General features: G+C 69.6%; 18 protein-coding genes, 1 tRNA gene, 1 other RNA gene and 1 pseudogene. 9 read left to right on the top strand and 12 right to left on the bottom strand.

What is annotated here, in order from left to right; translation table 11 throughout:
- From ACHAA3_RS11220 to ACHAA3_RS11210, 3 genes and pseudogenes are all read right to left on the bottom strand, one after another.
- Entirely contained in the window at positions 1–2,763 is a 2,763-nt protein-coding gene (locus ACHAA3_RS11220) for a chorismate-binding protein (RefSeq protein ID WP_435709097.1), read from the bottom strand.
- A gap of 316 nt (positions 2,764–3,079) precedes the next feature.
- Positions 3,080–4,717, bottom strand: a pseudogene (locus tag ACHAA3_RS11215) (DNA polymerase III subunit gamma and tau); the annotation flags it as partial.
- 79 nt (positions 4,718–4,796) lie between these two features.
- The gene (locus ACHAA3_RS11210; protein ID WP_435709096.1) at positions 4,797–5,780 is read right to left on the bottom strand and encodes an alpha/beta hydrolase; all 984 of its coding nucleotides are present in this window, start codon (positions 5,778–5,780) and stop codon (positions 4,797–4,799) included.
- 120 nt (positions 5,781–5,900) lie between these two features.
- Between ACHAA3_RS11210 and ACHAA3_RS11205 the strand changes: the two genes are divergently transcribed.
- The 5 genes from ACHAA3_RS11205 to ACHAA3_RS11185 all read left to right on the top strand — a co-directional run bounded on the left by ACHAA3_RS11205 (position 5,901) and on the right by ACHAA3_RS11185 (position 12,076).
- Positions 5,901–6,896 (top strand): adenylate/guanylate cyclase domain-containing protein, encoded by a 996-nt coding sequence (locus ACHAA3_RS11205; RefSeq protein ID WP_435709095.1) that lies wholly within the window; start codon positions 5,901–5,903, stop codon positions 6,894–6,896.
- Positions 6,897–6,928: 32 nt separating this feature from the next.
- Positions 6,929–8,305: a hypothetical protein gene (locus tag ACHAA3_RS11200; RefSeq protein WP_435709094.1), complete on the top strand. Its 1,377-nt coding sequence runs from the start codon at positions 6,929–6,931 to the stop codon at positions 8,303–8,305.
- Between the two features lie 56 nt (positions 8,306–8,361).
- The gene (locus tag ACHAA3_RS11195; protein ID WP_435709093.1) at positions 8,362–9,666 is read left to right on the top strand and encodes a threonine/serine ThrE exporter family protein; all 1,305 of its coding nucleotides are present in this window, start codon (positions 8,362–8,364) and stop codon (positions 9,664–9,666) included.
- An 81-nt stretch (positions 9,667–9,747) separates the two neighbouring features.
- Positions 9,748–10,926 (top strand): acyl-CoA dehydrogenase family protein, encoded by a 1,179-nt coding sequence (locus ACHAA3_RS11190; RefSeq protein WP_435709092.1) that lies wholly within the window; start codon positions 9,748–9,750, stop codon positions 10,924–10,926.
- 1 nt (position 10,927) lies between these two features.
- Positions 10,928–12,076, top strand: a complete 1,149-nt coding sequence (locus ACHAA3_RS11185; RefSeq protein ID WP_435709091.1) for an acyl-CoA dehydrogenase family protein — start codon at positions 10,928–10,930, stop codon at positions 12,074–12,076.
- 82 nt (positions 12,077–12,158) lie between these two features.
- On the opposite strand, the gene ACHAA3_RS11180 is transcribed toward ACHAA3_RS11185, so the two are convergent.
- From ACHAA3_RS11180 to ACHAA3_RS11165, 4 genes are all read right to left on the bottom strand, one after another.
- Entirely contained in the window at positions 12,159–12,656 is a 498-nt protein-coding gene (locus tag ACHAA3_RS11180) for a hypothetical protein (protein WP_435709090.1), read from the bottom strand.
- On the bottom strand, positions 12,653–13,177 hold the full coding sequence (locus ACHAA3_RS11175) for a hypothetical protein (protein ID WP_435709089.1): 525 nt from the start codon (positions 13,175–13,177) through the stop codon (positions 12,653–12,655). The genes ACHAA3_RS11180 and ACHAA3_RS11175 overlap by 4 nt, the downstream gene beginning before the upstream one ends.
- A complete protein-coding gene (locus tag ACHAA3_RS11170; RefSeq protein ID WP_435709088.1) occupies positions 13,101–14,534 on the bottom strand; it encodes a hypothetical protein in 1,434 nt (477 codons plus the stop codon). Before ACHAA3_RS11170 ends, ACHAA3_RS11175 begins: the two co-directional genes overlap by 77 nt.
- Before the next feature lie 256 nt (positions 14,535–14,790).
- Positions 14,791–15,087, bottom strand: coding sequence for a hypothetical protein (locus ACHAA3_RS11165; RefSeq protein WP_435709087.1), 297 nt, complete (start codon positions 15,085–15,087; stop codon positions 14,791–14,793).
- Positions 15,088–15,210: 123 nt separating this feature from the next.
- Here ACHAA3_RS11165 and ACHAA3_RS11160 point away from each other — a divergent pair, with 123 nt between their 5' ends.
- Genes ACHAA3_RS11160 through ACHAA3_RS11150 form a run of 3 tightly spaced genes read left to right on the top strand, consistent with a single transcriptional unit; the run spans position 15,211 to position 18,004 of the window.
- Entirely contained in the window at positions 15,211–16,305 is a 1,095-nt protein-coding gene (locus ACHAA3_RS11160; RefSeq protein ID WP_435709086.1) for a sigma-E factor regulatory protein RseB domain-containing protein, read from the top strand.
- Positions 16,302–17,192: an ABC transporter ATP-binding protein gene (locus ACHAA3_RS11155; protein ID WP_435709085.1), complete on the top strand. Its 891-nt coding sequence runs from the start codon at positions 16,302–16,304 to the stop codon at positions 17,190–17,192. The genes ACHAA3_RS11160 and ACHAA3_RS11155 overlap by 4 nt, the downstream gene beginning before the upstream one ends.
- The gene (locus ACHAA3_RS11150; protein ID WP_435709084.1) at positions 17,189–18,004 is read left to right on the top strand and encodes an ABC transporter permease; all 816 of its coding nucleotides are present in this window, start codon (positions 17,189–17,191) and stop codon (positions 18,002–18,004) included. The genes ACHAA3_RS11155 and ACHAA3_RS11150 overlap by 4 nt, the downstream gene beginning before the upstream one ends.
- Before the next feature lie 19 nt (positions 18,005–18,023).
- Here the strand turns inward: ACHAA3_RS11150 and ACHAA3_RS11145 are convergent, their stop codons facing one another.
- From ACHAA3_RS11145 to ffs, 5 genes are all read right to left on the bottom strand, one after another.
- Positions 18,024–18,260: a helix-turn-helix domain-containing protein gene (locus tag ACHAA3_RS11145; RefSeq protein WP_435709083.1), complete on the bottom strand. Its 237-nt coding sequence runs from the start codon at positions 18,258–18,260 to the stop codon at positions 18,024–18,026.
- Positions 18,260–18,877: a DUF2975 domain-containing protein gene (locus ACHAA3_RS11140; RefSeq protein ID WP_435709082.1), complete on the bottom strand. Its 618-nt coding sequence runs from the start codon at positions 18,875–18,877 to the stop codon at positions 18,260–18,262. Before ACHAA3_RS11140 ends, ACHAA3_RS11145 begins: the two co-directional genes overlap by 1 nt.
- Before the next feature lie 60 nt (positions 18,878–18,937).
- Positions 18,938–19,651: a YwaF family protein gene (locus tag ACHAA3_RS11135; protein WP_435709081.1), complete on the bottom strand. Its 714-nt coding sequence runs from the start codon at positions 19,649–19,651 to the stop codon at positions 18,938–18,940.
- A 53-nt stretch (positions 19,652–19,704) separates the two neighbouring features.
- Positions 19,705–20,493 carry a lipase family alpha/beta hydrolase gene (locus tag ACHAA3_RS11130; protein WP_435709080.1) on the bottom strand — a complete coding sequence of 263 codons (789 nt, stop codon included), beginning with the start codon at positions 20,491–20,493 and terminating at the stop codon, positions 19,705–19,707.
- 49 nt (positions 20,494–20,542) lie between these two features.
- An RNA gene (gene ffs / locus ACHAA3_RS11125) (signal recognition particle sRNA small type) lies at positions 20,543–20,639 on the bottom strand.
- A gap of 61 nt (positions 20,640–20,700) precedes the next feature.
- Here ffs and ACHAA3_RS11120 point away from each other — a divergent pair.
- Positions 20,701–20,785, top strand: a tRNA-Ser gene (locus ACHAA3_RS11120).
- The last annotated feature ends 151 nt before the right edge of the window (positions 20,786–20,936 follow it).

Here is a 20,936-nt window from a genome sequence, read left to right as displayed (position 1 = left end):
CTAGTCGCCCAGCCCCACGATTCTCGATCTGTGGGTGCGAGCGAGGAAAGTGGCGATCATCTGGTGGCCGTGGGTCGTGAGGATCGACTCAGGGTGCATCTGGACGCCCTCGACGGGATGCGTGCGGTGCCGCAATCCCATCACCAGACCGGGCGCGGTGGTCGTGGCGGCGGTGCGGGCCGTGACCTCGAGCTCGGCGGGCACGGAGGTCCCGTCGACGACGAGGGAGTGGTAGCGCGCGAAGACCGAGGGTGAGTCGAGCCCGCGAAAGATTCCTCGACCGTCGTGGTGGACCAGTGACGGCTTGCCGTGCACGACCTCGGGAGCGCGCACGACGGTCGCTCCGTACGCCTCGGCGATTGCTTGATGCCCGAGGCAGACGCCGAGTGTGGGGGTGGCCGGCCCCAGCCGCCGGATCGCCTCGATGCTGATCCCCGCGTCGGTCGGCGCGCCCGGCCCGGGCGAGACGATCAGGTGCGTGAAGTCTCCACGAGCGCGAGCAGCCACCAGGTCACTGACTGACACGGCATCATGGCGCACGACCTCGGCCCCTGCCCCGAGCGCGGTCACGTACTGCACCAAGTTGTAGACAAACGAGTCATAGTTGTCGACAAACAGCACCCGCGCGCCCCCAGCGCCCCCAGCGCCAACTTTTGTAGCGGTAGGCAGGTGTCCGGATGGTCGACGGCTGCCTACCGCTACAAAAGTTGGGGCAGTTGGGGTAGCTGGGGGACCTGGGGGCGTGAGGGTGCGGAGCCAGGTCGTGGTGCGGCCGACCGGCCAGTGGTGGTCGTCGATCGTCGTGACGGGCACGACCCCGCGCAGGGCGTTGGTGACGAAGACCTCGCTGGCTCGGCCGAGATCGTCGCGTGTCAGCCGCCGCTGGAACACCGGGATCCCTGCGGCCCTCAGCCGCTCCACGACCTGCGCTCGGGACGTGCCGGGCAGGATGCGGCCGTCGGTGGCGGGGGTGTGCACGCCGTCGTCGAGCACCAGGAACAACGACGCCCGGCCGGTCTCGAGCAGCGATCCGTCGGAGTCGACCAACAGATCGTCGACGGACGGGTCCACCACCGGCGACAGGGCCGAGCGGTCGGACCACTTGTGATCACCCAGCCCGCCCGCCACGGTGCGCGAACGCAGGGTCCAGCGATCGACGTCGTCATCGATCGGTCGGGCGGTCATCGTCACGTCGACCTGCCCGCCACGGGGGACGGCGTCGATCCGCAGCCGGTGACGACCAGCCAGGGTGCGGACACGATGGTGCACGGCGTCGTCGAGTCCCGCGCGGATCGTGGTGCCGTACACCGACCTGACCGAGGCGTCGAGGCGAGCCAGGTGAGCGTCGAGGTCGACCGCACGCCCCTCGACGACCAGCACCGTGTCGTAGACACCGCGGGACACGTCCGCCGAGCGCGCCACGGGCTGCGGCCCGACGACCGACGACGTGTCCGCCGGCGGATCGGCCCACAGGTCGAGGGTGCCCCCGATGGCCTCGATGAGGGGGCGCGCCTTGACCAGGCACTCAGCGACCTCTCCCTCGGGCGTCGAGCCGGCCACGACCCCGCCACCCACCCCGAGCCAGACCCGCTCGATCGATCCCGAGTCCGCGGCGACCGCGAACTCGAAGGTGCGGATGACCACGCTCATCTCCAACCCGGCCGACGGGCTGACGTGCCCGATCGTCCCGGTGTAGGCCTCGCGACCCGTGGTCTCCAGCTCGGCGATGATCTGCATCGCGCGCACCTTGGGCGCACCGGTGACCGAGCCCGGAGGGAACGTGGCGCGCAGGACCTCGGCATCGCTGACGTCACGTCCGACGCGCCCCACGACATCGGACACCAGGTGCCACACGGCGTGCTTCTCGGCGCGGGCCAGTGCCGGCACGCGGACCGATCCAGGCACGCTGACCCGACCGAGATCGTTGCGCATGAGGTCGACGATCATGACGTTCTCGGCCCGATTCTTGGCGGACGCGACGAGCTCGGCCGGATCGGACTCCAGGGGGGCCGTTCCCTTGATCGGCGAGGTGAGCACGTCGCGGCCGGTGCGGCGCAGGAACAGCTCGGGCGAGAAGCTGACCAGCGCCCCCTCCGGCGAGGACACGAAGGCGCCGTAGGCGGGTCGCAGCTGCCGGACCCCCGCGCAGAACGCGTCGAGCGGGTCACCTCGAAACGGCGCCTCGAGTCGGGCGCACAGGTTGGCCTGGAAGATGTCTCCGGCCCGCACGTGCTCCAGCACCTGCTCCAGGGCGGCCCGGTGACCGTCGAGGCCGGGCGTCATCTCGAACGATCCGACCTCGAAGTCACGGGGCGGCCCGGGCGACTCGAGCGCTGCAAGGATCTGGGCGTCGCGGGCGGAGTCGCTGCGCAGGGACTCCAACCACCAGGTGCCGTCGGTGCGGCGCAGCACGTGATCGTAGAAGGCCACCCGATGATCGGGCTGCGGCTCGGGACGCGGGGGCGAGGGTGGCAACCGCTCGAGCCGGGACCCGAGCTGATATCCCCAGGCACCGATCCAGCCACCACCGAATCCAGGGTCCGGCGACGGCTCGAGGTCGACGGCGAACGGATCACCGGTCAGCACCCCCACGGGATCGAAGGCGATCAGCGCCTCGCCGTGGTGCCACGCGCCCAGCAGCGCCACGAGCCGATCCCGACCGCGGAATCGGCGGACCACCTCGAGGGGGTCGAGATCGAGGTCGAGACGGGTGCGCTGGACCCGAGGGGCTGCGGCTGGCTCAGTCGTGCGTGGATTCGTCAATGATCTGAGCACCCAGCTCGCGGGTCAGCAGCTCCTCGGGGTCGGTCGTGCCGTCGTCGACGATCTCGTCGTCGGTGTGCGCGTCACCGTCGGGGTGGCCGGGCTCCTCGCCCGGTTCGTTCAGCTTGTCGCGCACGGCCTGGGCGGCTGCTGCCGTGTCGACCCGCGGTGGCGGGGGTGTGGCGGGTTGCGAGGGCGGGGCCGGAGTCGGGTCGGTCGGTGCCGGCTTGGTGGTGACGTCGATCATCGTGTCGATCGTCCAGGTGCCCCCGAAGACGTCGGTGAGGGCCGCGGACACGTGCTCGCCGACCTTGTTGGACACGAAGGACTCGCGGGCGCCCGCGTTGGTGAGCCCGAGGGTCACGACGTTGCCCTCGAGATCGACCACCTGGGCGTTCTGGCTCAGCAGGACCCAGGCGAACCGGCGCATGGCCTGCACCTTGATCAGGACGTCGGGCCACAGCTTGCGCAGGTCGGACACCGACACAGTCCCGATCGGCTCGACCGACTGCGCAGGCGCAGCGGGTTCGGCGGGAGCTGGTGGCTCCGGCTCCTCAACGTGCGCCGGAACGGGCTGCGGCTCGGGTGTGGGTCGAGGCTCGGGTGTGGATTGGACCTGGGGGGCGGGCTCAGGCTGAGATTCGGGTCGCGGCTCCGGCTCAGGTGCAGGGGGCGAAGCAGCAGGTGCGTGAGCCGCGGGCTGCGCCGCAGGACGGGCCGCCGAGGTGGTGGGTTCTGGCGCCTGCACGGGTGTGGGCGCCGGGGCCGTGGTCGCGGCGGGGACGTCGATCGACAGGCGCTTCTCGAGGCGGTCGATGCGCGCCTGCAGGCCCAGCGTGCTGTCGTCGGCACCCGGCACGAGGATGCGCGCGCACATCAGCTCGAGCAGCATGCGCGGTGCGGTCGCTCCACGAAAGTCCATCAGTGCCGCGTTGACGATGTCGGCGGTGCGCGCGAGCTCGGCCGGCCCGAAGGCGCTGGCCTGGGCCGACATCGGCGCCACCCGGTCACCAGGGACCTCGATGAGCCCCTGCGCCGCCGCGTCGGGGACCACCGAGATGATGATGAGATCGCGAAGCCGCTGCAGGAGGTCTTCAGCGAAGCGGCGCGGATCCTGGCCGGACTCGATGATCTTGTCGATGACGCCGAACACGGTGGCGCCGTCGCGGGCGGCCATGGCGTCGGCGACCTCGTCGAGCAGGGAGTCGGGCGTGTACCCCAGCAGCTGCACCGCGAGCTCGTAGGTGAGGCCGTCGTCGCCAGCCCCGCCGAGCAGCTGGTCGAGGACGCTGAGGGTGTCGCGCACCGAGCCCTGACCGGCGCGGACCACCAACGGCAGTGCCGTCGGCTCGACCGCGACGTCTTCAGCGGCGCTGAGCTGCTGCAGGTACTCGGTGAGGGCGGCCGGGGGGACGAGACGGAACGGGTAGTGATGGGTGCGCGACCGGATGGTGCCGATGACCTTGTCCGGCTCGGTGGTGGCGAAGATGAACTTCAGGTGCGGGGGCGGTTCCTCGACCAGCTTGAGCAGCGCGTTGAAGCCCTGCGCGGACACCATGTGCGCCTCGTCGATGATGTAGACCTTGTACCGGCTGCTGACCGGTGCGAAGAAGGCCCGCTCGCGCAGGTCGCGGGCGTCATCGACGCCGCCGTGGCTGGCCGCGTCGATCTCGATGACGTCGATGCTGCCGGGCCCTCCACGGGCGAGGTCACGGCAGCTCTGGCACTCTCCGCACGGATCGGCGATGGGCGCCTGCTCGCAGTTGAGGGCACGCGCGAGGATGCGCGCGCTGGTGGTCTTGCCGCAGCCGCGAGGGCCGGAGAACAGGTACGCATGGTGGGTGCGATTGGCCGCCAACGCGTGCCGCAGCGGATCGGTGACGTGAGCCTGCCCGATGACCTCGGCGAAGGTCTCCGGCCGATAGCGGCGATACAAGGCAAGGGGGGCGTCCACGTCAGAACACTAGCGACGGACCCCGACAGCCTCCAGAGCGGACGTCGCCGTGCGCCCAGGCCCGCGCTGAGATTCCGATTCAGCGGGAGTCGCTGGGCAGCCAGGCGTCGATCGTCGCGTAGGCCGCCGCGCGGGCCGGGGCGGGTGACAGGAAGACATCGTGCTTGGCGCCCTCGATGGGACGCAGCGTCACCTCGTTGCCCAGGCAGCCGGCCCATCGGGCGATCTGCTTGACGTCGAGCACGGCGTCAGCGCCCACGACCCTGTCACCGAAGCCACGAGAGAACCAGCTGCCCGTGGAGTGCAGCACCAGCGACGGCACCCCGATGTCATGACCCTTGTGGAGCACCGACTGGCCGCGGCGCACTGCAGTGAGCCAGCCGTAGGTGATGGGGAATCCACTCAGCGGCTTCCACTCGACGTCGTACTCCCACTCACCGTGCGCGCTCATGTGCAGGCTCGAGCCGTAGGCGTCGGTGTGGGGCAGCCGGATGGGGTCCAGCGGACGCACCCGAGCCACGGCTCGGATCGCCTGCGTGCCGATCGAGCGCATCCAGGCGGCGCCCTGCAGGTCGAACCACGGACTGTTCAGGACCAGGCCCGCGATGCCTGCTCCGACCGCTCCGCCGGGGCGGCGCTGCAGGCGGGTCAACCACAGCGGCAGCACGAGACCACCGGTGGAGTGCCCGGACAACATCACCGGCGCGTCGTTGGTCTCGGCGCGCACCGTGGCGAGCGCGGCGTCCAGCTCCACGTCGTAGAGAGCCAGGTCGGACACGTAGTGCGCCGTCTGGCCCTCGCGACGCGAGCGACCGCACTTGCGCAGGTCGAGCGCGTAGAAGGAGTATCCGCGCTCGATCCAGAACTCGGCCAGCTCGTGCTGGAAGAAGTAGTCGGAGAAGCCATGCACGTAGAGCACGGCCCCCCGGCGCTGATCGGGAGCATGGGTCGCGCGGACCAGGGTCGCCTCGATCGCGCCCTGCCCATCAGGATCATCACCGAGATCGATGGTCGACATCTCGTACCCGGCGCCCAGCGCGGCGTCCTCGACCCACGTGGTCATGTCATCTCCCGGTGTTCGGCGGAACGGTCGGCCGTGAGCCTATAGCGCCACCACCGGCTCACCACCCGGCTGGGCCGGATCGGGCACTAGGATCGCCAGCACCGCACCCGAGGAGCGCCCATGCCACCTGGCGACCAGTCCGACGCGCCTGCCTTCGATCCATCCCTGCTGATCGACGTCGCCGCGGACTTCCTCTTCGACGGTCCCCCGACGTTGACGCATCCGCAGATGGCCGCCGAGGCCGGGGTCAGCCTCGATGAGGCCAAGGCCCTGTGGCGCTATCTGGGCTTTCCCGAGGTTCCCGAGGACCGCATCGCCTTCACGCACGCCGACGTCGAGGCGCTGCGCATCACGACCCGGCTCACCGATCTCGGCGTCGTCGACCCCGAACGGATCCCCCAGTTCGTCCGATCCCTCGGGCGCTCCTTCTCACGTCTGGCCGACTGGCAGACCCGGTTGCTGTTGAGCTCGCTGTCCACAGACGACGAGACCGGTCCGCCGCTGGAGGTCCTCGCCGAGGTCATCCCGATGGTGGAGCAGGTGCAGAGCCTGATCTGGCGTCGGCACCTGCTCAGCACCGCCAGCCGGATGGCGCTGAGCAGCTCGACGTCTGGCCCGTCGTCGATGTCGATCATCGGCTTCGTCGACATCGTCGGCTACACATCGCGCACCCGGCAGCTCAGCGCGCGGGCCCTGGGCGAGATGGTCGAGTGGTTCGAGCGCGTCGTGACCGAGCTGGTCGTCGCCCACGGCGGTCAGGTGATCAAGACGATCGGAGACGAGGTGCTGTTCCAGCTCGACGACCCGATCGATGCCGGCCATCTGGCCCTCGAGCTCGTCGAGCGCGCCGACAGCGACGAACGATTCCCCAAGGTGCGCGTCGGGGCGGCCCAGGGCGAGGTCCTGGCACGCCTGGGCGACGTGTTCGGACCCACCGTCAACATCGCGTCCCGGCTGACCTCGATCGCCCGACCGGGTCGTGTCCTGATCGACGACGAGCTCGCCGCAGCCCTGCGCGGCCTGGACGATGAGTTCCGGGTCCGACGCATCCGCCGCACCTCGGTCAAGGGCTATGAGCATCTCGAACCCTGGTCGATCAAGCGTCCTCGAGACTAGACCGTTCGGTCCTCCCCTCTAGAGTCGATGACGTGAACGCGACCGCCGACGCCGCGCAGGCGAGACGATCAACGCTCGACGCACCCGGACGCGAGTGGATCCCCTGGATCGGCCTGCTGGTGACCGGTGCCATCATCGCCGCGGCGGTGATCCTGCCCAACGTCTTCGGCTGGGAGGTGTATCCGCGAGCCACCGTCGGCCCCGACGACATCTCCCCGCTGCACGGCCTGTGGGAGCCCAAGCTCTTCGGCCCCGGCACCATCCCGGCAATCCTCATCGCCGTGCTCGGTTTTCGCTACGGCCCGCGTCTTGCGGAGCAGCTGACCTGGCGACGCCTGCTGCTGGTGGGATTCGTGGCCGGATTCGCCTGGATGATGGCGCTGGCCTACGTCGACGGCAGCTCAGGCATCAGCCGCGTGCTCGGTAATCCCTACGAGTACCTGCGCGACGCGCGCGTCATCACCGACGTCCCCGCGATGCTGGACGACTACGTCCGCCGCATCCCCTACTCGGCACCGGACAACTGGGTCACCCACCTGGCCGGTCACCCGCCGGGCGCGCTGCTGTTCTTCATCGGACTGGTCACGATCGGGCTGGGCGGCAACTACACGGCCGGGATCGTCGTGACGGTCCTCGCCGCCACCATCGCGCCGGCGGTCATGGTCACCCTGCGCACCCTCGATCGCGAGGACTTCGCCCGCCGCGCAGCCCCGTTCCTCGTGCTCTCGCCCGCGGCCATCTTCCTGGCCGTGTCCGCCGACGCGATGTTCGCCGCCGTGGCCGCCTGGGGCATGGTCTGCCTGGCCCTGGCCGCGACCCGTAGCCGCACCGGGCCGATCATCGGCTGGTCGGTCGGCGCCGGACTCCTGCTCGGCTACTGCGTGATGATGTCCTACGGCCTGCCACTCCTGGGACTGCTCGCCGTCGCGATCCTGTTCGCCGCGCGCTCCTGGAAACCGTTGCCCGGCGCCGTTCTCGCAGCCGTGGCCGTCGTGCTGGTCTTCGCCGTCTACGGCTTCCGGTGGTGGGAGGCCTACCCGGTGCTGCGCGAGCGCTACTTCGACGGCGTCGCGAGCATCCGACCGTTCTCCTACTGGGTCTGGGCCAACCTCGCGGCCCTCGCGCTCAGCGCCGGCCCCGCACTCGGCATGGGCGTCGCTCGCCTGATCCAGCTGGGTCGACGACTCGACCGGACGCTGCTGCTGGTCATTGGCGGCGGCCTGGCGATGATCGTCGTGGCCGACCTGTCCGGCATGAGCAAGGCCGAGGTCGAACGCATCTGGTTGCCGTTCATTCCCTGGGCCACCCTGTCCATCGCCTTGCTGTCGCCGAGGGGCCTTCGGTGGGCGCTGGCCATCCAGCTGATCAGCGCGCTGCTGATCCAGCACCTGCTCTACACCAGCTGGTGAGCAATCTCTCCAGGCCCGGCTTGTTCTGACAGCCTGCCGGTCGTCACGATGGAGACATGTCCGACTCGCACACCTATCAGACTCTCGATCTGTCCCTGCGCATCGGCGAAAACCTCTTGTCGAACGGCGCTGGCGCCGCCGATGTCGCGGCCACGATGTCCGCCGTTGCCCACCACCTCGGCGTGCGTCAGGCGCACGTCGACCTGACCTTCACCTCGCTGAGGATGAGTCACCAGGCGGGCCCGGACTCGCCCTCGGCCACCGCGACGCGTCACGTCACGCGTCGCTCGACCGACTACGACGACCTCACCCAGGTCGACCACCTGGTCCGCGACCTGCTGGACGACGCGATCGACCTCGACGGAGCCCGCTCTCGCATCGCGCAGATCTCCTCGACCGGCCACCGCGCACCGCGCTGGGCCGTGTCCCTGGCGTGGGGCGTGCTCGGCGCCGGAATCGCGCTGCTGCTCGGCGGAAGTCCCCTCGTCGCGCTCATCGCCGCCGCTGCTGCGGCCGGCGCCCAGGCGGTCGGGCGACTGCTGTCGCGATTCCGACTCCCCGACTTCTACCTGCAGATCGCGGGCGGGGGTTTCGTGTCGATGCTTGCGGTGGTGACCAAGGCCGCCGAAGTCCCGGTCGACCCGTCGCTGGTCATCGTGACCGGGATCGTGACCCTGCTGGCCGGCCTGGGATTCATCGGCGCCTTCCAGGACGCACTGAGCGGGTACTACGTGACGGCCAACGCACGGATCCTGGAGGTGTTGTTGTCGACGGTCGGGATCGTCGCCGGCGTCGGCGGAGGCCTCGCGCTCGGGTCCCTGTTCGGTATCACCATCACGACGGCTGCGACCACCACCGAGCTGGCGTCACTGCCCGTCGCGGCGGCTGGTGGAGCGCTCGCATCCGCCGCCTTCGCTCTCGCGGCGTACGCACCGACTCGATCTGCGCTCCCGATCGCCGTGGTCGGGGGCCTCGCGGCGCTGATCTACGTGGCCCTGTCGAGCCCGGGCTCGACACCGGCGTGGCCCTCAGGCGTTGCCGCGACGTTCGTCGGACTGGTCGGCTACAGCGTCGCCCGCCGGGTACGGGTACCACCGCTGGTGATCGTGGTGCCCAGCATCGCGCCGCTGCTGCCGGGCCTGTCGATCTACCGCGGTCTGTCGCTCCTGGCGGACGACAACTTCATCGGGATCATCTCGTTGATCGCGGCCGTCGCCAGTGCCGTGGCCCTGGCCTCCGGCGTCATCCTCGGCGAGTACATCGCTCAGCCGTTGGGCCGCGAGGCCCGCCGACTCGAGCAGCGGCTCAGCGGCCCGCGCCTGGTGGGACCGTTGCGCACCCGCAAGCGTCGCGACAAGTAACTGCACGCCGAGTGCATTAAGATGGACCCGCCACTACTGAGGAGTAGTGTTGGCCACGATCCCGACAGCCAGGAGTTAGCGATGCACCTGCAATTGTCCGCCGAGGACGTAGCGTTCCGCGAGGAGATGCGTACGTTCTTCACCACGAAGGTGCCGCAGCACATCCGCGACACCGTTGCCGCCCGACGCGAGCTCTCCAAGGAGCAGATCGTCGAGTCGCAGCAAGTCCTCAACGCACACGGGCTGGCCGTGCCGAACTGGCCGGTGGAGTGGGGCGGGAAGGACTGGACGCCGTTGCAGCGCCACATCTGGCACGAAGAGATGCAGATGGCCAACGTGCCGATCCCCCTGGCGTTCAACGCCAGCATGGTCGGTCCCGTCATCGCCGCGTTCGGATCCGATGAGATCAAGGAACGCTTCCTGACCAAGACCGCCAACCTCGACATCTGGTGGAGCCAGGGCTTCAGCGAGCCCGACGCGGGTTCCGACCTCGCGTCCTTGCGCACCACCGCGGTCAAGGAGGGCGACGAGTACGTCGTCAACGGCCAGAAGACGTGGACCACGCTCGGTCAGTACGGCGACTGGATCTTCACGCTGGTGCGCACCGATCCCGACGTCAAGAAGCAGGCCGGCATCTCGTTCCTGCTGATCGACATGACGACACCGGGCCTGACCGTTCGCCCGATCGAGCTGATCGACGGCAGCGTCGAGGTCAACGAGGTCTTCTTCGACAACGTGCGAGTGCCGGCCGCCAACCTGGTCGGCGAGGAGAACAAGGGCTGGGACTACGCCAAGTTCCTGCTCGGCAACGAGCGCGTCGGCGTCGCACCGGTCGGCTCGACCAAGCGCGTGCTCGCGACCGCCAAGGAGAACGCCAAGACCGCTGGTCCCGGGGGCTCATCGCTGCTGGACGACCCACTCGTCGCCGCGCAGTTCGCCGATCTGGAGAACGAGCTGCTGGCACTCGAGCTCACGGCGCTTCGCGTCGTCGCCAACTCCACCGACGGCAAGCCGCACCCGGCGTCGTCGGTGCTCAAGCTGCGCGGCACCGAGCTGCAGCAGGCGGTCACCGAGCTGGTCGTGGACATCGCCGGCCCCGAAGCGCTCGCCGCGGGCGACCCGCACGGGTCGGACGTGCCCGACTGGGCCCAGGTCGCCGTGCCGAACTTCCTGAACTACCGCAAGGCATCCATCTACGGCGGATCCAACGAGGTGCAACGCACCATCATCGCCGGCACCATTCTCGGACTGAGGGCCTGACATGGATTTTCTGTATGACGACGAGCAAGACGCACTCAAGGACGCGGTCAAGGGGTTGCTGGGCAAGGCCTACGACTCCTCGGAGACTCGCCGTGAGGTGACCAAGACCGATCCGGGCTGGGACGAGAAGACCTGGCAGCGGCTCGCCGAGATGGGAGCCCTCGGGCTGCCCTTCGCCGAGGCTGACGGCGGCATGGGCGCGGGCCCGGCCGAGGTGGCGATCGTGGCCGAGGAGATCGGGCGCGTCATCGCTCCCGAGCCCTATGTCGAGGTCGTCGTGCTGGCAGGCGGTCTCGTGTCCTGCGCCGGCACCGACGCCCAGCGCGCTGAGATTCTCGGCGGCATCGCCGAGGGCACGCTCGTGCCGGCGGTCGCACTCAACGAGCCCGGAGCGCGCTACGACACCGCAGCCGGTGGCGTCACCGCATCGGGATCGGGCGACGACTGGACGCTGACCGGCGTCAAGGAGCCGGTCATCACCGGTGAGCGCGCAGACCTGCTGATCGTCACCGCCTCACTGGGCGAGGACAAGGTCGGCCTGTTCCTGGTGCAGCCGGACGCCTCGGGCCTGACCCGTAGCGGCTACCGCACCTTCGACGGCGGTCGCGCGGCCAAGGTCGAGTTCGCCAGCACCCCGGCCACTCCGCTGGGCGAGGCCGGCGCGGACCAGACCGGCACCGTCGCCCTGGCCGTGGCCAAGGCGCAGATCGCGTACTCGCACGAGGCACTCGGCGCCATGGAGTTCGCCCTGCAGACCACCACCGAGTACCTGAGGACGCGCAAGCAGTTCGGCGTGCCCCTCATGACGTTCCAGGAGCTGACGTTCCGCGCCTCCGACATGTACGTGTCGCTGGAACTGGCTCGCAGCACCGTCATGTGGTCGACGCTCGTGCTGATCGACAGCGACGATCCTGCCACGATCATCGAGGCGGCGACCCGCGCCAAGCTGCAGGTCAGCCGCGCCAGCCGCCACATCGGTCAGGACGCCATCCAGCTGCACGGTGGCATCGGCATGACCGCGGAGTACAGCGTGGGGCACTACACCGCGCGTCTCACCGCGATCGATCACCTGCTCGGCGACGGGCGCCACCACCTGGCGACCCTCGCGGCGAACCTCGGCGACCACACGGTCGTCGAGCCCCTTCCCTGAGCGAATTCTGCTACCCCTCGGACCGTTTCCTCGTCGGATTCGGTCTGTCGGGTAGCAGAATCCGGGGCCCGGGGCCGAGCAATCAGTACGGGCTCACGCACTCCGAAGCCGCGCGCCCCGACGGCGAGTCGTCGACCTGCGTGGCCCACGCGTCGTACCCATCGGCGCCCTCGGGCTTGTCGTAGGCGAACATGACGGCAGACTCGCTGACCGGACCGATGATCCCCTCTGCGTCGGCGACGAACAAGCCGGTCACTCCCACACCCGGGAAATCCTCGCCCTCCTCACCGGCGAAGAACGCGTCGTACCGCACCGCAACCAGGCGATCGGCTCCGAACCGCTGCAGGTCCTGCGACAGCTCCGTCGTCATCACCTCGTTGACCTCCAGGCCCGCGATCCTGGTGTCGCCGTTCATGAAGTCCTGCCGCGCCCGGTCGCGCACGTCGGCCACCAGCTCGTCGGAGGCATCGGTGCATCCACCACCAGCACCCGGCGTGTCTCCACCACACGCGGCCAGCACCGAACCCAGCAACGCCGGCACGACCAGCACGCCCCACCTGGCACGAACGTCTCGAGTCATCGCTCTTCCTCCTCGTCGTCGCCGCCAGACACGGCGTCGCGATCGTCATCGTGCCACGAGACGTGCCGCAGGGCCTTGTCGTAGAACGCCCAGGCCGAGTCCGTAGACTCCGCGGCCAGCACGGTGATGCTGATCAGCAGCACCCGACCGGACACGGGGTGACCGAAGCCATAGGTGCGCGCGGAGGCGTCAGCCGAGGGGCTCGGCTCCTGGACCCGCGCACACGCGTAGCCCTCGCGGTGGGCAAAGGCGGTGACGATTCCGGACGGATCGGTCGACCGACCACCGGCCAGAGCCGGCTCCAGCTCCGGCGTGGTGGTGGCACGCGCATGGGGCGGCCACACCCACGCCATGACCTGCGGGTCGCGCGGTTCCTGCTTCAGCAGGATCTGGTCGCCGCCGGTGTGCCGCACGGCGTCGATCCCCTGCAGGATGTCGTCGGCCTCAGCCGCTCGGCCCGCGTCCCGGAGCAGGTCGGCGAAGGCGGCGACCCACGCATCGTCGTCGCACGGGATCTGCATCCACCGCCCGGGCAGCGCCAAGGCGAACCGGGGGACGTCGGCGGCCATCAGTCACGCACCCCCGCCGCGTCCCAGTCGAAGGACTCCCAGCCGTGCCCGTCGAACGACCCGGCGTGTTGGTGGGGACGGTGATGAATGCACCGGCGGCCACGTCGACGGTGGCGACGCTCTGCACGAAGGTCAACGGGTCGTTGGGAGTGTGAAAATTCGTGATCTGCTCCTCGGAGCGCCCCTTGCCGCCGGCCAGCATCGCCAGCAGGTGGTTGCCGGCGCCGACTCCGGCCGCGTTGAACGTGGTGGCGGTCTGACCGGTGGCGATGCTCGCAGTGGAGGCGAGGGAGCCCCCGAGCGAGTGACCCGTAATGTCGAGGTCGCCTCCCGCGCCTGCGGCTCGTTCGCCCGCTTCCTGGGCGACGCGGATAGACCACTGGTGCTGCTCCGACGGCAGGTTGCCGGCGTTCTGCAGATCCTGGAAGATGTCGTCGGTCTCCGAGGGCTGGGTACCCCGAAAGGACAGCACGTAGTCGCCGTCGGTGTTGACGAACAAGGCGGCCGCGGCACCCTCGGGCCCCACGAGGTTCTCGACCCGCTCCCAGCCCTCCGGCGCCCCGGACTGGTCGTAGGACGCACCTGACAGCTGGTTCATGGCCTTGGCATACCGTCCGAAGGACTCGTCGGTGGCGAAGCGTCGGGCCGCGTCCTCGTCAAACGCCGGGTCGATACGTCGACGCCCTCGCTGCGAGATCGGCGTGAGCGGGTTGAGGGTCCCGCCGGCCAGCACGAGGAGTGCCGCCAAGGCCTCCGACGCCTGCTGCATGGCATTGAGCGCGGCGAGTGCCTCCATGCCGATCTCGACGAGGAAGTCGGTGGTCGCCCTCACCATCGCGACCGAGGCCTCCCACGCCGAATGCGTGATCTCGACCACCAGGTGGCCCAGCGACGCCGCGGTGCGGACGCCGAAGTCGTACAACCGCTTGACGACCGACTGGGCCATGCGGATCGCCTCGCCGACGGCCTGCTCGAAGGCCCGCTGCACGCGGTCGACGAGATCCAGCGCCGCGTCGATCGCGCCGCCGATGAAGCCGGCGACGGCCTCGATGCCGTCGAGGATGCGGTTGACCGCCCAGTCGAAGCCCCCCGCCATCGCGGCACCGACGACCTCGGCCGTCCCGATCGTGATGTCGGCGCCGGTGGTGAGCACGGTCTGGATCTCGATGTGGGGGTTCCACTCGGCGATGCGGCGCTGGAGGTCGTGCACGACCGGTGTCAAGTGGCCGAGCAGGTCGACGATCGGGTTGTCGAAGAACATGTCGAGCGCCGTGTGCACGACGCCGAGCGCCGTGCGGCCCTCGGACACGTACCGCTGCGCGGCGTCGCGGGCCGCGTCAGCCGCGTCGCCAGTGCTGGTCTCGACCCGTTCGTACTCGCTCGCGTACTCCTCGAGGGAGCGTGCGGCCGCGCACTGCGACTCGCCGATGGCGGTGACGGCGAGACCTGCCTGGCGGCGGGTGGCCTCGTACTGCAGGGCTGCTTCGCCCTCCCACGAGGCGGCGACCCGGTCGCCGAGGCTCTGCAGCCCGGCGGCGCTCCGCTCGGTGTCGCGTCCCCACCGATCATGCGTTGTCGCGCATCTCGCGGGCGAGGTCCTGGTCGGTCTCGCCGTAGACCGCGGCTGCGATCAGCAGCTGCTGGGCGTGGTTCTCCAGCGAGCGCAGCGTGCGGGTGTGACTGCGTCCCATCTCGTCGGCCAGGTCACGCACTTGACGGGCGAGGTCGTCGTTGCCGACCTGACCCGCGGTGTCGTGAAGCATGCTCTGTGCGGAGTCGACGACTCGCCCCACGGCCTGCGCGAGATCGAAGATCTCGTGCCCCCCGCGATCGAGCTCGCTTCCGTCCGACCTGAGTGTCACAGAGCAAAGTGTCGCAAGAGTGACGGGCCGTCGCAAGCACGGACGGCGCGGAGCTGGCCCTCCGACGGCCGGACACTCCTCGACCTGGCGGACTCGACTGGGTGCGGTCGGTAGCGTGAGTGGGTGACGAGACGGCGGAGGTGGGGTGCGGTGGCGGTGGTCGCCGTCCTCGCGCTCGTGGGTCCGGTGGTGCCTGCACTCCTGCCGGCCGACGCGGCCGACGTGAGCGCGACCGACCTCGCCCGATCCATCGAGGACTCACGCTCGCAGTCGTGGTCCGGCGACGTCACCACCCGCGGCACGCTGCAGATCCCCGACACCGACTCGTTCGCCGGTGTCGCCGAGCTGCTGGGAGAACAGAAGGACGTCCGCGTCTGGTGGCGCGACCCGGAGAGCTGGCGGGTCGACCGGGTGCGGCAGACCGGCGAGACCGGTCTGATCCGCGAGGGCGACCAGCTGACCTCGTGGGTCTTCGAGTCGGCCCGCGCGACCACCAGCCCCTACTCACCGGTGCGCCTGCCCGACGTGTCGGACCTGCTGCCGAACCAGCTGGCCCAGCGCCTGCTGGATGGCGCGACCGACGACGAGCTGACCCGGCTGCCGGAGCGTCGGATCGCTGGCCGTGACACCGCTGGCCTCCGTCTGACGCCGAGCGACGAGCAGAGCACGATCGGCCGGGCCGATGTGTGGGCCGATGCCGACACCGGTCTCCCGCTCCAGGTCGAGGTCACAGGGGCCGGAGCGGATCAGCCGGTGCTCCGCACGGAGGTCGACCGGCTGGACCTGACGCCCCCCGACCCCGAGACCACCACGTTCGCCGCGCCGCCCGGCGCCGAGGTCCGCACCCGTGATGCCATCGACCTCGCCGCAGGAGCCAACGTCTTCGCCCCCTTCGTCCTGCCCGACTCCGTCGCCGGGCTGGACCGCCGCGGCAACTCCGACGACCTGGGTGCGGTCGGCATCTACGGGCGCGGTCCCACCGCGCTGGTCGCGATCCCGCTGCGCCGCGACGTGCAGGGACGGGCCCGCGACCAGTTCTCCGCGGCTGCCTCCGCCGAGCAGACCGCTGCCGGCACGGCGCTGTCCATCGGCCCCTTGTCGATCCTGCTCACCTCGGGCGACAGGGGCAGTGGCGTCTTCCTCCTGGCCGGCACCGTGACACCCGAGACACTCACGGCTGCCGCCGACGAACTCACAGAAGGAGTGCAGGTCCAGTGATCCGCACGCACAACCTGACCAAGAGCTACGGCCCCGTCACCGCGGTCGCCGACCTGGACCTCGACGTTAGAGAGGGCGACATCTACGGATTCCTCGGCGCCAACGGATCGGGCAAGACGACCACGGTGCGCATGCTGCTGGGGCTGGTCCTGGCCACGTCCGGCGAGATCGAGGTGCTGGGTCGTCCCATGCCGTCACAGGCCCGCCGGGTGCTGCCCGAGGTGGGAGCTCTTGTCGAGGGCCCCGGATCCTACGACCACCTCTCGGGACGCTCCAACCTGAAGACCCTCGACTCCGCCGGCCCGGGCCGCATCGGTCGAGGACGCAGCAAGAGGATCGACGAGGTACTCGATCGCGTCGGCCTCGACCCGTCGGACAAGCGCCCCGTGCGCACCTACTCACTCGGCATGCGCCAACGTCTCGGCCTGGCATCGGCCCTGCTGCGCACTCCTCGTCTGCTGATCCTCGATGAGCCCACCAACGGCCTCGACCCCCAGGGCATTCGCGAGATCCGCGACCTACTGGTCGAGCTGAACTCCCACGGCACCACGATCTTCCTGTCCAGCCACCTGCTGGCCGAGATCGAGCAGATGTGCACCCGCATCGGCGTGCTGGACCGCGGGCGGCTGGTGCTGCAGGACCAGCTGACGACGCTGCTGTCGCCCACCGGTCGAGTGATCGTGCACACGCCGCAGACGGACTGGGCCGTCGAGGTGCTCGGCGACATCGTCGAGTCGACCGAGGCCGGCCGGATCGTGGTGCGCGCCGACGACCCGGCCGTCGTCAATCGGGCCCTGGTGTCCGCAGGCCTTCAGGTCACCGAGCTGGGCCCCCTGCGGATCAGCCTCGAGGACGTCGTGCTGCGAGCCAGCGAGGACGCCGCATGATCCGCGTCGAGCTGTTCGCGCTGATGCGACGTCGTCGCACGTGGATCACCATCGCGATGCTGAACGCGCTGCCCCTGGTCGTGGCGGTGCTGCTGGCGCTCACGGCGATCGGCCCGCGGCCGGGCACCGGCCCGCCGTTCCTGTCCGCCGTGCTGACCGACGGAACCTTGTTCCCGCTGGCGGCGCTGGGCATCGTGCTGCCCCTGTTCCTGCCGATCGCCGTGGCGGTCATCGCCGGCGACTCGATCGCGGGCGAGGCCCAGAAAGGCACCTTGCGCTACCTGCTGATCCGTCCGGTGGGCCGCACCCGGCTGCTGGTGGCCAAGCTGATCGCCGTCATCGTGTTCGTGCTCATCGCGGTGCTGATCGTCGCGGCGCTCGCCTATGTCGAGGGCCTGCTGCTGCTCGGCGACGGCGATCCCACCGGAACCGTCACGAGCGTCTCGGGATCGACGCTCACCCAGGCCGAGACCATCCAGCGCACCGGCCTGGCGCTGGGGTATGTCACCTTCATGATGCTGGGCGTCGCGGCCATCGCCCTGTTCTTGTCGACCGTCACCGAGGCCGGCCTGACCGCCGCTCTGGGCACGATCGCGATTCTCATCGGGTCCACCGTGCTGCTGGGTCTGGACGCCGCCGACGTGTTGCAGCCCTACTTGCCGACGCGCTACTGGCTGGCCTTCGTGGATCTCTTCCGCGATCCGATCCGTTGGGGCGACGTCATCCGCGGCCTGATCGCCCAGACCGCGTACTTGGTGGTCTTCGTGGGCGCAGCGTGGGCGAACTTCAGCACCAAGGACATCGACACGTAGGTGTCGTGGAGCGCTGCACCTAGGACGGCGCGCGGGTGGTGAGGAGCTCGCCGACATCGCACTGGAGCGCCTCGCAGATCGCCACGAGGGTGGTGAAACGGATCGCTCGCGCACGGTCGTTCTTCAGGATGCTCAGGTTCACCACGCTGACGTCGACGATCGACGACAGGCTCGTCAGCGTCATGTCGCGAGCCAGCAGCAGCTCGTCGAGGCGGCAGTGGATCCGGGCGGTCTGGTCGAGCTCGGCCGGCGCCATCAGATGAGCCCCTCGGCGTCCCGCCGGATCCGATTGCCGATCGCGAACACCGTGCTGGCCAGTGCTGCGCCGAACCCAGCCACCACCAGCCCGGTCAGGTCGGCCGCCATGGGGGCGTTGTCGAAGGTGCGATCGCTCAACCGAGCGAATGCCCCGTTGGCCGCCATGTTGTCGAAGAAGGGGACGCCGGCGTAGGTCACCACCGCCATCACGCTGGCCACGGTGACCAGGCGGGTGCTCAGGGTGCTGAAGATCCGCCCGGCAGCCAGCTCTCGGGTCAGCCCGATCAGGCAGGCGACGATCACGGTCACTCCGACAGCGAGCAGAACCTGCCCGATGACGACCGACCCGAGCGATGCCGCGGGCAAGGACGGCACGGTGAGGGTCGCCCGCTGCAGCTCGACGCCGACGGACTCGCCGGCGGGCCCGATCGGAGCGGTCGCCGGGGTGCCCTCGAAGACGCCGGTCACCGTGACGTCGCGATTGGGCAGCACCTCGATGATGCGGGCGATCGCTCGCCACGTCACGATCACCGCGATCACAGCGCCCAGCACGGCGAAGAGCTGCAACGCCCGTCGGTCGCTGGTGCTGGCCTGATAGGTCTGGTCGTCGAACATCATTCCTCCATAACGTTTTTCGATAACAACGATAAACGTTAAGGTCTGGGCTGGCTGGCGTCAAGCGGCGACGGGCGCCGGATCACATCTCCGCACCCACGGCCAGGTCAGCAGCGCCCACACCGACGCGACGATCGCGATCTCCAGCACCACGTACACCGGCCACGGTCCCAGGTAGTCCAGCAGCGACGCGTTGCCGGGCAGCCGGTTCAGGTAGCCGTAGTTGGTGCCGGCGACGACGTTGAAACCGTAGGCCGCCAACGCCCAGGCCATCGTGACCGCCACCGTCTGCCGGTAGGTCCGCCATGTCGGCAGGATCCGCAGGCCAGGGACGAGGAAGAACGAGGCCCACACGATCAGGACGTGCATGCCCCAGAACATCAGGAATCGCGGTTCGGGGAAGTCCGACGCCAGATCGGGCGTCAGCATTCCCTGGGTCGTCAGCGTGATTCCCCACAGGTAGGTGATCGTGGAGGTCAGCCGGTTGCGGGTCCACAGGGCGTGCGCCGCGAACATCCAGGCGAGGTCGCACAGCTGGAACGGCAGCGAGGTCTGCAGGTTCCACTCACCGGGGGTCAGTTGCAGCACCTGCAGCGGGATGGTCACGCACAAGAGCACGACGGCGAACATCCGACGCACCAGCTGCTCAGCCGGTCGGTCGCGGAGGCGTCGACCGGCGACGGTCACCACGACGACGCCGACCACGAAGATCGCCAGGACGGCCAGGTGGGTCGACCCGTAGGTCTCGAAGCGCTCACCCGTCGCCAAGGTCATGCCGCGAGGTTAGTCCACGACGCCGACCGGCACGCAGCGTTGCGAGTGGCCTGTCACGCGCAACTGGCGCGCACCGGGATCCGAGGAGCAGCCGGCCCGAGCACACTGTCCAAGGTCTCGAGCACCACGGGGTCCCCCGGCAGCTGGCCGTGACTCGTGGTGCGCTCCGGGCAGAACTCCTGCACGACGAGGTTCAGGGCGCCGTCGAGGCGAGAGGAGTCCGTCGGCGTGACGACGGCGTCGGCGGTGGAGGCGACCGTGATCCACTCCGGGCCGTCGGGGGTCTCGTCGCCGGCGTTGAGGACGCGCAGCAGGTCGCTGTCCGGGGCCAGCTGCTCGCACGCGACCGGGCAGTCTCCGGCCACCTCGAGTGCGAGGGCTGCGACGTCGGTTCCGTGGTGGGGCGAGCCGACCGACAGCACCCGGCGGGCCACGTTGGCCCCGCCCTCGCTGGCCACCCACAGGCGGGCCGCCACTCCTCCGGCGGAGTAGCCGACCACGTCCACCGATTCGGCTCCGGTGCCCTCGATCGCGGTGAGTGCCGCGCCATCGATTTCCTGCGCCAGCTCGGTGAGGTCGCCGGTGCCGTCACCGGTCGGTTCGACGACCATGACGTCGCGGCCGCTGTCGCGCAGGGCGGCGACGATCGGCTCGACCGAAGACACCTGCCCGCCGTAGCCGGGGACCACGAGAACCGGCCCCAGCTGAGTCTGGTCGGCGGGCCCGTCGTCGGTGATGCGGTCGAGCACCACGGCGCCCGCGGCACCGATGACGGCGAGAATCACGAGACCGAGAACGACCAGCACCATGCGACGTCGTGCGGGCGCCATGGAGTCGAACACGACTACATGGTGCGCAGATGGCCCCAAATGTCGCGAGGTGGGCTGGGCACGAAAAGACCCCTCGCGCACCCGACAGAGGTCACTGACCCTTGCTGCCTTCCGGCCCTGGGGGAGTTGGGTGATGTGTCGCCGCGCGAGGGGCTGCGTCCATCATACGGATCCATCCCGGTTCGTCCTACGCAGGTACGAACCGGTAACCTCATCCACGGAGGATTCGCATAGTGGCCTAGTGCGCTCGCTTGGAAAGCGGGTTGAGTGAAAGCTCTCAGGGGTTCGAATCCCCTATCCTCCGCCGAAACGCGAGGAGCCCAGCAACGCCGGGCTTCTCGCGTTCTTTGCTCGCGCAGATCAACTGGACCCGGCGGAGGTTCACCTCCGCCGAAACGCGAGGAGCCCCGCAACGCCGGGCTTCTCGCGTTCTTTGCTCGTGCAGATCAACTGGA

Origin of the sequence: Aeromicrobium sp. CF3.5 (assembly GCF_051262695.1) — a bacterium.
In the GTDB taxonomy this organism is placed as follows: Bacteria; Actinomycetota; Actinomycetes; order Propionibacteriales; family Nocardioidaceae; genus Aeromicrobium.
Note: the sequence above shows the minus strand (reverse complement) of the source record. Positions and strands in the feature narration are given on the sequence as shown.